Below are 14569 nucleotides of genomic sequence, written 5' to 3' on the forward strand. Positions count from 1 at the left end.
GGCACGGGCCCGGCCGGACGGCGCGGTCGGCGGGGCGGGGTGCAACCGGCGGTAACTTCCCGCTCCGCACCCCTACCCATGGGTACGGTCCTGCCCTACTCTCCAACAGTGCCAGTGATCGCTGGCATGATCTGCCCGCAGGGGCACCGGCGTCGGGAGGGTGGCGTGGCCGAACGGGAACACGTACGGGTGGCGGTGATCGGCTCGGGCTTCGGCGGACTGGGCGCCGCCGTAAGGCTGCGCCGTGCCGGAGTCACCGACTTCGTCGTCCTGGAGCGCCGCGACGCCCTCGGCGGCGCCTGGCGGGACAACACCTATCCGGGCTGCGCCTGCGACGTGCCCTCCCACCTGTACTCCTTCTCCTTCGCCCCCAACCCCGACTGGCCGCGGAGCTTCTCCGGGCAGGAGGACATCCGCGCCTACCTGGAGCGGGTCGCCGACACCTTCGGGCTCCGCCCCCACCTCCGCTTCGGCGCCGAACTGCTGGCGGCCCGCTGGGACACCGAGGCGCTGCGCTGGGAGATCGAGACCCGGTCCGGGAGCCTCACCGCGGACATGCTCGTCTCGGCCACCGGCCCGCTGTCGGACCCGAGGATCCCCGACATCCCCGGCCTGGCCGGCTTCCCCGGCGAGGTCTTCCACTCCGCGCAGTGGGACCACGACTACGACCTGCGCGGCAAGCGCGTCGCCATGATCGGCACCGGTGCCTCCGCCATCCAGATCGTCCCGGCGATCCAGCCGGTGGTGGACAGGCTCACCGTCTTCCAGCGCACCCCCGCCTGGGTCCTGCCGCGCCTGGACCGCGAGACCAGCCGCTTCGAGCGCCGGCTGCACGCGAGGGTGCCCGTCACCGGCGCGCTGCGCCGCCAGGCGCTGTGGCTGGTCCGCGAGATCCAGGTCGGCGCCTTCACCCGGTACCCGGCCCAGCTCGGTCTGGTGGAGAAGCTGGCCAGGCGCCATATGCACAAGGCCGTCCGGGACCCGGCGCTGCGCGCCAGGCTCACCCCCGGCTACCGCATCGGCTGCAAGCGCATCCTGCTGTCCAACGACTACTACCCGGCCCTGGCGCGGCCCAACGTGGACGTCGTCGCCTCCGGTCTGAAGGAGGTGCGCGGCAGCACCCTGGTGGCCGCCGACGGCACCGAGGCCGAGGCGGACGCGGTGGTCTTCGGCACCGGCTTCCATGTCACCGACATGCCGATCGCCCACCGGATCACCGGCGCGGACGGCGTCACGCTCGCCGAGGCGTGGAAGGACGGCATGGCGGCGCTGCGCGGCGCCACGGTCGCGGGCTTCCCCAACTTCATGACGGTCATCGGGCCCAACACCGGGCTCGGCAACAGTTCGATGATCCTCATCATCGAGGCCCAGCTCAACTATCTGGTGGACTACCTGCGGCGGCTCGACGCCCTGGCCGCCGCGGCTCCTCCCGGCCGGTCCGGCCGGGTCGCGCTCGACGCCCGCCCCGCGGCGGTGCGCGCCTGGAACGACCGGATCCAGGAACGCATGCGGCGCACGGTGTGGAGCACCGGCGGCTGCGACAGCTGGTACCTGGACGCGAACGGCCGCAACACGACCGTCTGGCCGGGCACCACGGCCGAGTTCAGAAGGGTCACCAGAGCGGTCGATCCGGCCGAGTACGAGGTGCTGCGCGCGCCCGCCCGTACCGCGGACCAGGACAGCCGGCCGGCGCACACCACGGAGGGGATCCGATGAACGACGAGCCGACGGGCGGCGGCCCGGCCGCCGCCGGACCGTACGCACCGCCCGCCCCGCGCCGCGAGCTGACCGTCGTATCCGCCGACGGCTCCCGGCTGCACGCCGAGGAGCACGGCCGCGAGGACGGCCCCACCGTCGTCCTGGCCCACGGCTGGACCTGCTCGACGCTCTTCTGGGCGCCGGTGATCCGGCTGCTGGCGGACGAGCACCGGGTGATCGTCTACGACCAGCGCGGCCACGGCCGCTCCCCGGCCGCCGGGCCCGGCGGCCACACCACCGAGGCCCTCGCCGACGACCTGTGCGCCGTCCTGGCCGCCGCCGGGGCCCGGGCGGTGGTGGCCGGGCACTCCATGGGCGGCATGACGATCATGGCCGCCGCCGGCCGCCCGGAGCTGCGCGAGCGCGCCGCCGCCGCGCTGCTGCTCAACACCGGCAGCTCCGGCCTGCTGGCCGAGTCCACCGTGGTGCCCCTGAAGGCGGGCCGGCTGCGTCACCGGATCCAGAAGGCGGTCCTCGGCTCCAGCCTGCCGCTGGGGCCGGTGACGCCGCTGGGGATGCGTGTCCTGCGGTACGCGACGATGGGGCCCGGCACGACGAAGGAGCAGCTGGCGGCGTGCGCCCGTATCGTGCACGCCTGCCCGCGCAAGGTGCGCGCCTCCTGGGCCCGGGAGGTCCTGGCGGTGCTGGACCTGGACGCGAACCTCGCCGCCCTGGACCTGCCCACCGCCGTCCTGGCCGGGGAGAAGGACCGCCTCACCCCGCCGGTGCACGCCCGGCGGCTGGCCGCGGCCCTGCCGGGCTGCACCGGCCTGACCGTACTGCCCGGCCTCGGGCACATGACCCCGATCGAGGCGCCGCGGGCCGTCGCCGACGCCGTGACCGCCCTGGTGCGCGACCATCTGACCGGGGGTGCGCCTTCCGCGTCTTCCGCGCCTTCCGAGCTTTCCGCCCGTCCCGCACGCCCCGCCGAGAACGAGAAGGAGTTGTCGTAGATGGCACGCAACAGCCTCACGGGGCGGGTCGTGGTGGTCACCGGCGCCGCCCGGGGTGTGGGCGAGCTGCTCGCCCGCCGCCTCGCGGCGCGCGGCGCGCGGATCGCGCTGGTCGGCCTGGAACCGGAGGAACTGGCGAGGGTCTCCGCGTCGCTGCCGACCGACAGCGCCCACTGGCCCGCCGACGTCACCGACCACACCGCGATGGCCCGGGTCGCCCGGGAGGTGCGGGAGCGCTTCGGCGCGGTGGACGTCGTCGTGGCCAACGCCGGAGTGGCCGCCGGCGGCCCGTTCGCCGACTCCGACGAGACCGCCTGGCGCCGGGTGATCGAGGTCAACCTGCTCGGCAGCGCCACCACCGCCCGCGCCTTCCTGCCCGCGCTGCTCGAGTCGCGCGGCTACCTGCTCCAGATCGCCTCGCTCGCCGCGCTGACCCCGGCCCCGATGATGAGCGCGTACTGCGCCTCCAAGTCGGGGGTGGAGGCGTACGCGCACGCGCTGCGCGCGGAGGTCGGCCATCAGGGCGTGCGGGTCGGGGTGGCCTATCTGAGCTGGACCGACACCGACATGGTGCGCGGCGCCGACGAGGACGAGGTGATGCGCGAACTGCGCGGGCGGCTGCCCTGGCCGGCCAACCGGACGTACCCGCTGGAACCGGCCGTGGAGCGGATCGCGGCGGGCGTCGAGCGCCGCTCCTTCCACGTCTACGGGCAGTGGTGGCTGCGCGGCATGCAGGCGGTGCGCGGGTACCTGCCCGGGATCGTCGGCCGGGTCGGGCAGCGCGAGATGCGGCGCTTCGCGCCCCGCCTGGCCGCCGCGGGCGGCACCCGCACCGGCCTGGTGGGCGCGGGCGGCGCGGCGGACGAGAAGGCCCGTGCGGAGAGCCGCACGGAGCACTGAGGGAGCACTGAGGGAGCACTGAGGCCCGGGGTGCGGCGCCGCGCCCCGCACGGCGGGCGGTGCCGTGCGGGGCGCGCCGGCGGGGAGTGGACCGCCGGACGGGACGCCCGCCGCCGTGACGGATGCGGCGGGTGCTCCGGTGTGTGGCCGGAGTCCCCGGAGGGGCGGCTCCGGGCGAGCCCGGCGGAAGTGGCGGGAAAGGTTCCGGACAGGACGCGCTCAGGCGTCGGGCCGGTCCTCCTCGTCCCACTCCGGGGGGCTGTCCTGGTGGGGGTGGATCTTCCAGTCGTCCTGCTCGCGGTCGCGCTCACGGCCGTGTCCGGACCGCTGGGAGCGGGATGTGCCCGACATCTTCCCGGCCCGTTCGCCGTGGTCGCGGGTGATCTCGCTCTCGTTCCCGGGGTCGCCGGTGTGCGGCGTGCGCTCGCTGTGCCTGTCCGGCCTGCCCATGCTTACTCCCGAAGTGCGTCGAGACGGTCGGGCCTTCTCAAACCCGGCATACTTCGCCGGTACCCGTATACCGGACGCGCACGCCGGACGGCTCCCCTCACGGCCGGGGCGGCAGCGGCGGCCGTGAGCGGTCGGGGACGTCCTCGTAACCGGGCGGGGCCGCCGCCGGGTGCCTCTCCAGCAGGTCCAGGGCGGTGCGCACGGCCGTCTCCAGCATCGGATGACGGTCCCGGGTCCAGTCCCGGGGCGTGCGCAGTATCTCGATGTCGGGCTCCACGCCGTGGTTCTCCACGGACCAGCCGTACCCGTCGAACCACGCCGCGTTCATCGGCACCGTGATCACCGTGCCGTCGCCGAGCCGGTGGCGCCCGGTCATCCCGACGACCCCGCCCCAGGTGCGGGTGCCGACCACAGGGCCGATGCCCAGCAGCCGGAACGCCGCGGTGATCATGTCGCCGTCGGAGGCGGTGGCCTCGTCGGCCAGCGCCACGATCGGGCCGCGCGGGGCGTTGGAGGCGTAGCTGACCGGCCGGGCGTCGCGCACCAGGTCCCAGCCCAGCACCTTGCGGGTCAGCGCCTCGACCACCAGCTCGCTGATGTGGCCGCCCGCGTTGCCGCGCACGTCCACGATCAGCGCGGGCCGGGAGACCTCCACCCGCAGGTCGCGGTTGAACTGGGCCCAGCCCGAACCGCCCATGTCCGGGATGTGCAGATAGCCGCACCTGCCCTCGCTCAGCCGCCGGACGACCGCCCGGCGCCGGCTCACCCAGTCCTGGTAGCGCAGCGGGCGCTCGTCGACGAGGGGGACGACCGCGACCCGGCGGGGGCGGCTCGGCTCCGCGTCGGGCGGATCGCCCGCGTCATGGGTGAGGAAGGCCAGTTCGACGGTGGTGCCGCCGGCCGCGGCCAGCAGCGGGTAGGGGCCGGTGACCGGGTCCACCGGGCGGCCGTCCACATGGGTGAGCAGCGCGCCGTCCCGGATGCCCGAGCCGGCCAGCGGGGAGCGGGCCCGGGAGTCGGAGGACTCGCCGGGCAGGACGCGCGCCACCCGCCACCGGCCGTCCCCGGTGGGGGCGAGGTCGGCGCCCAGCAGCCCGATCGGCCGCTGGTAGTGGGCGGGCCCCTCGTCGCGCCGGGCGGGCGAGACGTACGCGTGGGAGGTGCCCAGCTCACCCACCGTCTCGCGGAGCAGGTCGGCGAACTCGTCCGGGGAGGCCACCCGTTCCACCAGCGGCCGGTACTGGGCCAGGACCGCGTCCCAGTCGACGCCGGACATGCCCGGGTCCCAGAAGTAGGACCGCATGATCCGGCCGGCCTCCTCGAAGGCCTGCCGCCACTCCGCGCAGGGGTCCACGTCGTGCAGGATGCGGCGCAGGTCGAGGTAGGTCGTGGAGTCGGAGTCGGCGGACTCGGTGGCCGGGACCGCCCGCAGTTCGCCCTCGTCGTTGACCACCAGCCGGGTGCCGTCACCGCTGACCGCGAACCAGTCGATGTCGCCGGTCAGCTCGGTCCGCTTGGCCTTGACCAGGTCGAAGTGCTCCAGGGTGGGACGGCCGGAGGTGTCGGCGGGGTTGGCGAACGTCTCGCCCAGCGCCCCGGAGATCGGCCAGCGCAGCCAGACCAGCCCGCCGCCGCTGACGGGGTGGAGGGAGGAGTACTTCGAGGCCGGCACCGGGAACGGGGTGACCCGGCTGGCCAGCCCCTCGGCCTCCACCAGCACCGTGCCCTCCTCGCCGGCCGCCTCGCCGAGCGTGTCCGGGTCCAGCCCGCCGGCCGCCGGGCGGCCCTCGGGGGAGAGCGCGAAGGGCGAGGGCGTCGCCGAGGACAGCGGCACCAGGTACGGGCGGCAGCCCAGCGGGAAGGACAGGTCTCCGGTGTGCACGTCGTAGACCGGGTCGAAGCCGCGCCAGGAGAGGAAGGCCAGATAGCGGCCGTCCCTGGTGAAGACGGGCTGCTCGTCCTCGAAGCGGCCCTCGGTGACGTCCAGTGTCGTCCGGTCGCTCAGCCGGGCGATCCGGATGCGGCTGAGGGCGCCGCCGGCCCCGGGCTGGGCCCAGGCCAGCCACTGGGAGTCCGGGGAGAAGGCGAGGTGACGCACCGGGCCGGCCTCGGAGCGGACCAGCTCGGTGACGGCGGTGTCCCCGGCGGTGTCCCCGGCGGTTCCGGCGGTCCCGGCGTCCTCCGTGTCCGGTGCGGAGGAGCCGGACGCGGTGCCGGACGGTGCGTCCGGCGGCGGGGTGTCCTCGACCGTCTCCCCGCCGGTCTCCACGGCCGGCTCCTCGCCGGTGCCGCCGCTCCCGGCGTCCTCGCCGGCGCCCTCCGCCTCCCCGGGGCCGGCGCCGGTGCGGACCAGCAGCAGTCGGCCGTCGTGCGAGGCGACGGCGAGCGTCCCGCCGTCCGGCGCGGCGACCAGCTCGTGCACCCGCCCCAGCCGGCCGGCCGCCGTCCGCCGCGGTTCGCCGGTGCCGCTGGCCCGCGGCAGATGGGCGATCTCCACGGCGTCCTCGCCCTCGGCGTCGGTGACGTAGGCGAGCTGCCCGGTGGAGCCGAGCATCTCCGGCAGCCTCACCCGCACCCCCGGGGTGTCGGCGATCACCCGGGCGGGGCCGTCGCGGTGGGTGAGCCAGTACAGGCTGCCGCGCACCCCGACCGCGCTGGCCCGCCCGGTGGTGTCCACGGCCAGGGAGTTCACATGGCCCGCGGCCGGCACCTGGTAGCCGCGCCGTCCGGCGCGCGGTCCGCCCAGCCGTACGGCCAGCCGGCGCGGCCGCGCGTGCGGGGAGAGGTCGTCCACCAGCCACAGTTCGCCCGCGCACTGGTACACCACCCGCTCGCCGTCGGTGGCGGCGTGGCGGGCGTAGAAGTCGGCGTGGTCGGTGTGGCGGCGCAGGTCCGTGCCGTCGGGGCGGCAGGAGTAGAGGTTGCCCACGCCCTCGTGGTCGGAGAGGAAGGCGATCCGGCCGCCGACGATCATCGGGCAGTCCAGATGCCCGTACAGCTCGGGCACCAGGCGCTCGCCCTCCAGCCACAGCCGTCCCATGGCTCCGCCGCGGTACCGCTTCCAGGCGGCGGGCTCGTGCGGCGGGGTGCCGGTCAGCAGCAGGGTGCGGACCTCGCCGTCGAGGCCGGCGACGGCCAGGTCCGACACCGGCCCCCAGGGCAGCTTCTCGCCGGGGCCGCCGTCGGTGGACAGCCGGTGGGCCCAGGCGAAGTGCGAGAACGGCTGGCCGTGCGAGGCCACGGCCAGGATGTCGCCGTCCGGGGTCCAGCCGCGGACCTGGGTGTCGACGGCCCCCCAGTACGTCAGCTGCCGCGACGGGCCGCCCTCGACGGGGGTGAGGTGGACCTCGGGGTCCAGGCTCCGCCAGGTCGTGTACGCGAGGTGGCGGCCGTCGGGGGAGAAGCGGGGATGCCCGATCCGGGTCCGGTCCACCGTCAGGCGCCAGGCGCGCGGCGGGTGCTGGGCCGCCGGGGTGCCCTCGGGGACGAGCGGGGCGACCCACAGGTCGTCCTCGGCGGTGAAGCACAGCAGCTCACCGTGGAGGTGCGGAAAACGGAGGTAGACACCGGGCGGCTCCCCGTCCGCCGGGGCCGGGGGGACGGGCGGAGCCGGAGGGGCGGAGGAAGCGCTCACCCCTCCCATGATCGGCCGCCGGACGGGTGACGGCAACTCCTGCTTCCGGGTGACGGGCGAGGTGCCGGCGTCCTGTCCGGCCGCGGCCGCCGGTTCCGGCCCCCGGCCCGGTGGACCGCGAGGACTTCCGGTCACCCGGACGGGTGAGGCCGGGCCCCGCGGCGAACGGCCCGGGCAGGGCAGGGCCACAGGACGGGACAGGGCGTTCCCGGTTCCGGGCCGGGGCGCGGGTGGCCGCCGCCGCGGCCGTCGTGGTCGGTGTTCTCGCGGGCTCCGCCGGAGCGCCCGACCCGGTGCGGTGGTCGGGCTGCCGGGCTCCGGCCCGGCCGTCGCGCTCCTCGTCGGCGCCTTCGTGATGTGTGTCGCGGTCGGCCCGGCCGTTCCGGCGCTGCCCGGCGAGCGGGCGGGGTGGCTGCCGCGATGGCGGGCGAGAGGCCGCGCGGGCCACTCGCCGGGGGTGTCGGGGGCGCGTCCGCCGCGCCCGGTGCGGACTGCCTCCGCCGGTCCTGTGTCCGGCGGGCTCCCGGGGGTGGGTGGGGTGCCCGGACCTTCGGGTCCGTCCGGTCCCGCCGGTCTTCCGCGGCTCCCCGGCGGTGCTGTCCGCCGTGTGTCGTGCGCTGCCGCCGCCGGGGTGTCACACGCCCCGCAGCAGCGCGGTCAGCACCCTGTCGATGTCCAGTTCGTGGCGCTCGCCGCCGCCGGGCACCAGTTCGTAGGTGCCGCGCAGGAAGCGCCGCAGGTCGGCGGTGGTGAACTCGATCACGGCCACCCCCTCCGGCGCCCGCAGCTCGACGACGGTCCGTCCCGTCTCGCCCGGCCGGACGTGCACGTCCCCCGGCCCGGCCGGGGACCGCAGGCCCTCCTCCAGCAGTTCGCGGGAGAACACCCAGACGACCTCGTGGCCGTCGAGGGAGACCTCGGAGGGGAAGACGATCCGCACGGCGAAGGGGTCCTGCCGGTCGTAGCGCAACCCGACGGGGACGTCCCGGGTGAGGGAGGGGACGGTGACCAGACGGGCCTGGACGTTGTGGTCGATGATGATGGGCATGGCGCTGCTCCTTCCGGGGGCCTGCTTTCCTACGACCCAGCCAGGGCGTTTTCATGACGACATACCGCGAGTAATTTCTGTGAGCTCTGCAACAGTTTTGTGAGGATCCGGCATTTGCGGCGGTTCGGTCTTACCTGCCGTCTCATGTCAATCACCCGCCAAGCGGTCGGCTCGGCGACGCTTCTCCACCCGACTGACCACACGCGGTCACTGGCGACACAGGCGCTCTTGCAAAGTCTTTGCAACAAGTCCCTACTATCGAGAAGGGGAGCCGACTCCCTCGCGTGGTGTCCCTGCAAGCAGAGAGCGGAGCCGACATGCATGTCCCCGACGGATTCCTCAACGCCCCCGTGTCGGTGGCCACCGGCGCCGTCGCAGCTGCCGCCGTCGCGGTGAGCCTGCGCGGCGCCCGCCGCGAGCTGGCGGGCGCCGCCGACAGCCTCGGCGCGGAGCGCACGGCGCCGCTGGCCGGGCTGGTGGCGGCCTTCGTCTTCGCCGTCCAGATGCTCAACTTCCCCGTCGGGGCCGGCACCAGCGGGCATCTGATGGGCGGGGCGCTCGCGGCCGTGCTCGTCGGCCCGTACACGGCCGTGCTCTGCCTGGCCGTGGTCCTGCTGCTGCAGGCCCTGCTCTTCGCCGACGGCGGTCTCACCGCGCTGGGCACCAACATCACCCTGATCGGCGTGGTCACCGTGGTGACCGCCTACGCCGTCTTCCGCGCCCTGGTGCTGGTCCTGCCCCGGCGGCGGAGCTCGGTCACCGCGGCCGCCTTCACGGCCGCCCTGGTCTCCGTACCGGCCGCCGCCGCCGTCTTCACCGGTCTGTACGCGGTCGGCGGCACCGCCGAGGTCTCCCTGGGGAAGGTCCTCGCGGCGATGCTCGGTGTCCACACGCTGATCGGCGTCGGCGAGGCGGCCATCACCGCCGCCACCGTGAGCGCGGTCCTCGCCGTCCGCCCGGACCTGGTGCACGGTGCCCGCGGCCTGGCCCGCCCCCTCGTCCTGCGCGCCGCCGACGGCACGGAGCTGCCCGCGCCCGCCGGCTCGGAGCCGCCCGCGCCCGCCGCGCGGCCCGCCGCCTCCGCCCGGAAGGTCTGGGCGGGCGGGCTGGCCGCCACCCTGCTGTGCGCCGGTGTCGTGAGCTTCTACGCCTCCGCCTCGCCCGACGGCCTGGAGAAGGTCGCCGGTGAGCACGGCATCGCCGAGCAGGAGGAGGAGCACGGCCTGGCCGGCTCGCCGCTCGCCGACTACGGCGTGGCCGACATCGCGAACGAGCGGCTCTCCGGCGGGGTCGCCGGGGTCGTCGGGGTGGGCGCGACCCTGGCCGTCGGCTCCGGGATCACCCTGCTGGTCGTACGCCGCCGCCGGGCCGGGGAGGACACCGGCGCCGGGGCCGACGGCCGTACGGCCGGGGCCGGCACCCCGGCCGGAACCGCCTGAGATGGGCGCCGGACACACCCACCGGCTCTACCGCCACGGGCACTCGCCCGTGCACCGGCTCCCCGCGCACTGCAAGACCGTCGCGGTCCTCGCCTTCGTCCTCACCGTGGTCGCCACGCCCCGCGAGGCGGTGTGGGCCTTCGGCCTCTACGTGCTGCTGCTGGCCGCGGTCGCCGCCGCGGCCCGCGTGCCGCCCGGCCACCTGCTGAAGCGGATGCTGGTCGAGGTGCCGTTCGTGGCGTTCGCGGTCCTGCTGCCCTTCGTGGCGGAGGGGCCGCGCGTCCACGTGCTGGGCCTGGCGCTCAGCGAGCCGGGGCTGTGGGGCGCCTGGAACATCCTGGCCAAGGGCACCCTCGGCGTCGCCGCCTCCGTGCTGCTGGCCGCCACCACCGAGCTGCGCGAGCTGCTGCTCGGCCTCCAGCGGCTGCGCATGCCGCCGCTGCTGGTGCAGATCGCCTCCTTCATGCTCCGCTACGGCGACGTGATCACGGACGAGATGCGCCGGATGAGCGTCGCCCGCGCCTCGCGCGGCTTCACCGCGCGGGGACCGCGGCAGTGGGGGGTGCTGGCCAAGTCCGCCGGCGCGTTGTTCATCCGCTCCTACGAGCGCGGCGAGCGCGTGCACCTGGCCATGGTCAGCCGCGGCTACACCGGCACGATGCCGGTGCTCGACGAGACGGCCGCCACCCGCGCGCAGTGGTCGTACGCCGCGGCCCTCCCGCTCGCCGCGCTCGCGGTCTGTCTGCTGGGATGGACCCTTTGACGTCCTCCCCTGCCTGAGGGCGGGGGATTCCTGGCTCAGGCTGCCTGCGGGAGCAGCGCTCCCGGGGGTCTTACGCCCTCGGCACCAGCCGGGATGAGACCAGCCCGGACCAGCATCACGCGCGCGGAGTTCTTGTCCCTGGGGGACACGGCTCCGCACGCGGTGCAGGTGTAGGTACGTTCCGAGAGAAGGTAGTGCGTGCTTGGCTCTCGCTCCGCACTGCGCGCAGTCCATGGTGGTGTGCGCGGGGCGCACCAGGCGGACGTCCCGCCCGTGCTTGCGGCCCATTTCGATCAGGGCCGTCTTGGTGGCGCCGATCGCGGCGTCCGCCGCCGTGCGGGCCATGGTGGTCCTCGCGAGGAACTTGGGGCGGAAGTCCTCCACCGCGATGGCGTCGTGGTCGGTCACGACGCGCTTGGCCCACTTGCGGGCGGTGTCCTGGCGCTGCCGGGCGATCTTCTTGTACAGCTTCGCGGCCTGCACCTGGGCCTGCCGGTAGCCCCTGGACGCCGGCTGCCCCTTCGCGGGCTTACGGCGGGCCATCATCCGCTGGTAGCGGGCGAGTTTCCGCGCGGCGGTCCTGCCGTACTGCGGGTGCGGCAGGTCGTGGGCGTCGCTGGTGGTGGTGGCGGTCTCACGTACGCCCCAGTCCACGCCGAGGACGCGGCCGGTGGCCGGGAGCGGCTGGGTCTCGGCGACAACGATGAAGGAGGCATACCAGTGGCCGAGGCTGTCCCGGTACACGCGCACGGAGGACGGCACGGAGGGCAGATCCCGTGACCACACCACCGTCAGCACGATCCCGCCCGCGAGGTGCAGGCGGCCGTCCTTCAGCCGGAATCCCCGGGTGGTGTAGTTCAGTGTCGGCAGCGCCTGGTGCTTCTTCTTCGGGCGGGGCATCCCGGCGCGCTGCCGGATCGGCAGCCGCTTGTCGATGTCCTTCATCGCCTTCGAGCGGGACGTGGCGAAGTCCCGGATCGTCTGCTGCTGCGGCACCGAGGCACCCTCGCGCAGCCACGGCAGCTTCGCGCGGGCCCCGGTCAGCATCTTGTCGAGCTGCGCCGGGCCGCACGTCAGCTTGTCGTTTGGGCGCGCGCGGTTGCGGGCGTGTATCTGCCGGGACTTGGCGACGCATTCGTTCCACATCCACCGGCAGCGGTCCCACTCGGCGAGCAGGGCGGTGCGGGCGGTGGACGACACCCGCAGCCGGTAGGTGTACCGGGCGCGCCCGGCATCCTTCCGCTGCTTTTATGGTGTCGTCATGGCATGACTTTAGCATGGACGACGAGAAGCGGATCTCTCTCCGCCTGCCGGCAGAACTGCACGCACGCCTCGTGGAAGCGGCCCGCACCGACCGGCGGTCCCTCAACTCCGAGATCGTCCACCTGCTTGAGGGCGCCCTTGGCCCGGCGGGTGGAGACGACCCATCGCCCTGACGGCGATTGCTCCATCCCATGCCCCGCTACGCGGGAGCTTCGATTCTCCCCCGCAAGCGGGAGGTACCCCCACCCCGCCCTCAAGGACGGGGCACCCTCAAAGGAGACCCGGTGACCCCCGCCGACGCCGACCCCGGCCCCGGCCCCGCCCACGGGACCGCCGCGCCCCCCTCCCTGGAGGTGCGCGGCCTCGCCTACGCCTACCCCGACGGCCACCAGGCCCTGTTCGGCGTCGACCTCACGGTGCGGCGCGGTGAGCGGGTCGCGCTGCTCGGGCCCAACGGCGCGGGCAAGACCACCCTCGTCCTCCATCTGAACGGCATCCTCTCCGGTGGCGCGGGCAGCGTCACGGTGGCCGGGCTGCCGGTGGACCGGGCCAACGTCGCCGAGATCCGCCGCCGGGTCGGCATCGTCTTCCAGGACCCGGACGACCAGTTGTTCATGCCCACCGTCCGCGAGGACGTCGCCTTCGGCCCCGCCAACGCCGGGCTGCGCGGCGCCGAACTGGACGCCCGGGTGCGCGAGGCCCTCGACCGGGTGGGGATGGCGGACCACGCCGACCGCCCGCCGCACCACCTGTCCTTCGGGCAGCGGCGCCGGGTGGCGGTGGCGACCGTGCTGGCCATGCGGCCGGAGATCGTCGTCCTGGACGAGCCGTCCTCCAACCTCGACCCCGCCTCCCGCCGCGAACTCGCCGACATCCTGCGCTCCCTGGACGTCACCGTGCTGATGGTCACCCACGACCTGCCGTACGCCCTGGAGCTGTGCCCCCGCTCGGTGATCCTCAGCGACGGCGTCATCGCCGCCGACGGCCCCACCCGGGACCTGCTGGCCGACACCGGGCTGATGCGCGCCCACCGGCTGGAGCTGCCGTTCGGTTTCGACCCCGGTTCGGTGACGCTTCCCCGGGCATAGGAGCATGGACGGTGCAACCATCGACCACCGACCGGGGAGGCCCGGCAGCCGGGGGGAGCAGTGGCCGACGTCCAGGGGACGGTGGCGGACGGCTGGGAGCCGGTCCGCGCCGCCTTCCGCGCCAACCTCACCGCACGCGGTGACCGCGGCGCGGCCGTGGCCGTGTACCGGGACGGGCACCGGGTCGCCGACCTGTGGGGCGGCCTGGCCGACCCGTACGGCCGGGCGCCCTGGACCGGGGAGACCGCCCAGCTCGTGCGCTCGGTGACCAAGGGGATGGCCGCGGCCGTCCCGCACCTGCTGCACCAGCGCGGCCTGCTGGACCTGGACGCCCCGGTGAGCGCGTACTGGCCGGAGTTCGCGGCGGCGGGCAAGGAGCGCGTCCTGGTGCGCCACCTGCTCGGCCACCGCGCCGGACTGCCCGCTCTGGACACCCCGCTCACCCCGGAGCAGGCGCTCGACGGCGTCTCCGGGCCGCGTGCCGTCGCCGCCCAGGCACCCGCCTGGGAGCCGGGCACCGCGCACGGCTACCACGCCCAGACGTACGGCTGGCTGCTGGATGAACTGGTGCGCCGGGTCACCGGGCGCGCCCTGGGCCGCTGGTTCGCGGACGAGGTGGCCGGGCCGTACGGCCTGGACGTCTGGCTCGGACTGCCGGCCGGGCAGGCGCACCGGGTGGGCCGGATCGCCGAGGTGGAGGCGCCGCCCGCGCCGCCCTCCCGGGGGCTGCGGGTCCGCCCCCGGCGCGAGGTCGCCGAGGCCTGGCGCGACCCGGACTCCCTCACCCGCCGGGCCTTCGCCGCGGTCGACCCGCCGCCGGACGAGAACGACCCCGCCTATCTGGCCGCCGGACTGCCCTCCTCCGGGGGCGTGGCCACCGCCCGTGCCCTGGCCCGCTGTTACGCGGCGCTCATCGGCGACCTCGGCGACGGCACCCGCCGGCTGTTCGAACCCGACACCCTCGCCCGGGCCCGCGCCGAGGAGTCGTCCGGGCCCGACCGCGTCCTGGTGGTCCCCACCCGCTTCGGGGCGGGGTACATGCTCCACGGGCCGTCCTGTCCGATGCTCGGGCCCGGCTCCTTCGGGCACTCCGGCCGCGGCGGCTCCCTGGCGTTCGCCGATCCGGAGACGGGGACGGCCTTCGCCTACGTCACCAACTCCCTGCAGAAATCGGTCACCTCCGACCCGCGGGCCCAGGCCCTGGTGCGTGCCGTGCGCCGGGTGCCGGCCGGCGGAAACGCCCGCTGACGCCCGTCCGGCGGCGTACGGCGGT

At 75.1% G+C, this 14569-nt stretch carries 11 protein-coding genes and 1 pseudogene; 8 read left to right on the forward strand and 4 right to left on the reverse strand.

The window, feature by feature from the left end:
* Positions 1-165 precede the first annotated feature (165 nt).
* The 3 genes from V1L54_RS03385 to V1L54_RS03395 are packed head-to-tail and all read left to right on the forward strand — an operon-like array spanning position 166 to position 3611.
* Positions 166-1716: a flavin-containing monooxygenase gene (locus V1L54_RS03385; protein WP_330116317.1), complete on the forward strand. Its 1551-nt coding sequence runs from the start codon at positions 166-168 to the stop codon at positions 1714-1716.
* Entirely contained in the window at positions 1713-2711 is a 999-nt protein-coding gene (locus V1L54_RS03390) for an alpha/beta fold hydrolase (RefSeq protein WP_330116318.1), read from the forward strand. The genes V1L54_RS03385 and V1L54_RS03390 overlap by 4 nt, the downstream gene beginning before the upstream one ends.
* Positions 2712-3611 (forward strand): SDR family oxidoreductase, encoded by a 900-nt coding sequence (locus V1L54_RS03395; RefSeq protein WP_330116319.1) that lies wholly within the window; start codon positions 2712-2714, stop codon positions 3609-3611. It begins immediately after the preceding gene.
* Positions 3612-3830: 219 nt separating this feature from the next.
* Here V1L54_RS03395 and V1L54_RS03400 read toward each other — a convergent pair whose 3' ends face one another.
* The 3 genes from V1L54_RS03400 to V1L54_RS03410 all read right to left on the reverse strand — a co-directional run bounded on the left by V1L54_RS03400 (position 3831) and on the right by V1L54_RS03410 (position 8743).
* The gene (locus tag V1L54_RS03400) at positions 3831-4061 is read right to left on the reverse strand and encodes a hypothetical protein (RefSeq protein ID WP_330116320.1); all 231 of its coding nucleotides are present in this window, start codon (positions 4059-4061) and stop codon (positions 3831-3833) included.
* Positions 4062-4158: 97 nt separating this feature from the next.
* On the reverse strand, positions 4159-7704 hold the full coding sequence (locus V1L54_RS03405; protein ID WP_330116450.1) for a S41 family peptidase: 3546 nt from the start codon (positions 7702-7704) through the stop codon (positions 4159-4161).
* A 625-nt stretch (positions 7705-8329) separates the two neighbouring features.
* Entirely contained in the window at positions 8330-8743 is a 414-nt protein-coding gene (locus tag V1L54_RS03410) for an SsgA family sporulation/cell division regulator (RefSeq protein WP_330116321.1), read from the reverse strand.
* 317 nt (positions 8744-9060) lie between these two features.
* On the opposite strand from V1L54_RS03410, the gene V1L54_RS03415 reads away from it, so the two are divergent.
* Both V1L54_RS03415 and cbiQ read left to right on the forward strand, forming a co-directional pair.
* Complete coding sequence (locus tag V1L54_RS03415) at positions 9061-10182, forward strand: energy-coupling factor ABC transporter permease (RefSeq protein ID WP_330116322.1); 1122 nt, start codon at positions 9061-9063, stop codon at positions 10180-10182.
* 1 nt (position 10183) lies between these two features.
* Entirely contained in the window at positions 10184-10945 is a 762-nt protein-coding gene (cbiQ, locus tag V1L54_RS03420; protein WP_330116323.1) for a cobalt ECF transporter T component CbiQ, read from the forward strand.
* 35 nt (positions 10946-10980) lie between these two features.
* Here the strand turns inward: cbiQ and V1L54_RS03425 are convergent.
* Positions 10981-12151 (reverse strand): annotated as a pseudogene (locus V1L54_RS03425) (RNA-guided endonuclease InsQ/TnpB family protein).
* 71 nt (positions 12152-12222) lie between these two features.
* Here V1L54_RS03425 and V1L54_RS03430 point away from each other — a divergent pair.
* From V1L54_RS03430 to V1L54_RS03440, 3 genes are all read left to right on the forward strand, one after another.
* Positions 12223-12381, forward strand: a complete 159-nt coding sequence (locus V1L54_RS03430) for an Arc family DNA-binding protein (protein WP_330116324.1) — start codon at positions 12223-12225, stop codon at positions 12379-12381.
* 111 nt (positions 12382-12492) lie between these two features.
* Entirely contained in the window at positions 12493-13296 is an 804-nt protein-coding gene (locus tag V1L54_RS03435) for an energy-coupling factor ABC transporter ATP-binding protein (RefSeq protein WP_330116325.1), read from the forward strand.
* A 60-nt stretch (positions 13297-13356) separates the two neighbouring features.
* Positions 13357-14544 (forward strand): serine hydrolase domain-containing protein, encoded by a 1188-nt coding sequence (locus tag V1L54_RS03440; protein ID WP_330116326.1) that lies wholly within the window; start codon positions 13357-13359, stop codon positions 14542-14544.
* Positions 14545-14569: the final 25 nt, after the last annotated feature.

It is taken from the genome of Streptomyces rubellus (assembly GCF_036323805.1).
In the GTDB taxonomy this organism is placed as follows: domain Bacteria; phylum Actinomycetota; class Actinomycetes; order Streptomycetales; family Streptomycetaceae; genus Streptomyces.

What these genes read in the sequence shown, in the direction of transcription:
- V1L54_RS03390 (WP_330116318.1), top strand. Translation starts at nt 1,713, where the DNA reads ATGAACGACGAGCCGACGGGCGGCGGCCCGGCCGCCGCCGGACCGTAC.
- V1L54_RS03395 (WP_330116319.1), top strand. Translation starts at nt 2,712, where the DNA reads ATGGCACGCAACAGCCTCACGGGGCGGGTCGTGGTGGTCACCGGCGCC.
- V1L54_RS03400 (WP_330116320.1), bottom strand. Translation starts at nt 4,061, where the DNA reads ATGGGCAGGCCGGACAGGCACAGCGAGCGCACGCCGCACACCGGCGAC.
- V1L54_RS03405 (WP_330116450.1), bottom strand. Translation starts at nt 7,704, where the DNA reads ATGGGAGGGGTGAGCGCTTCCTCCGCCCCTCCGGCTCCGCCCGTCCCC.
- V1L54_RS03410 (WP_330116321.1), bottom strand. Translation starts at nt 8,743, where the DNA reads ATGCCCATCATCATCGACCACAACGTCCAGGCCCGTCTGGTCACCGTC.
- V1L54_RS03415 (WP_330116322.1), top strand. Translation starts at nt 9,061, where the DNA reads ATGCATGTCCCCGACGGATTCCTCAACGCCCCCGTGTCGGTGGCCACC.
- cbiQ (WP_330116323.1), top strand. Translation starts at nt 10,184, where the DNA reads ATGGGCGCCGGACACACCCACCGGCTCTACCGCCACGGGCACTCGCCC.
- V1L54_RS03430 (WP_330116324.1), top strand. Translation starts at nt 12,223, where the DNA reads ATGGACGACGAGAAGCGGATCTCTCTCCGCCTGCCGGCAGAACTGCAC.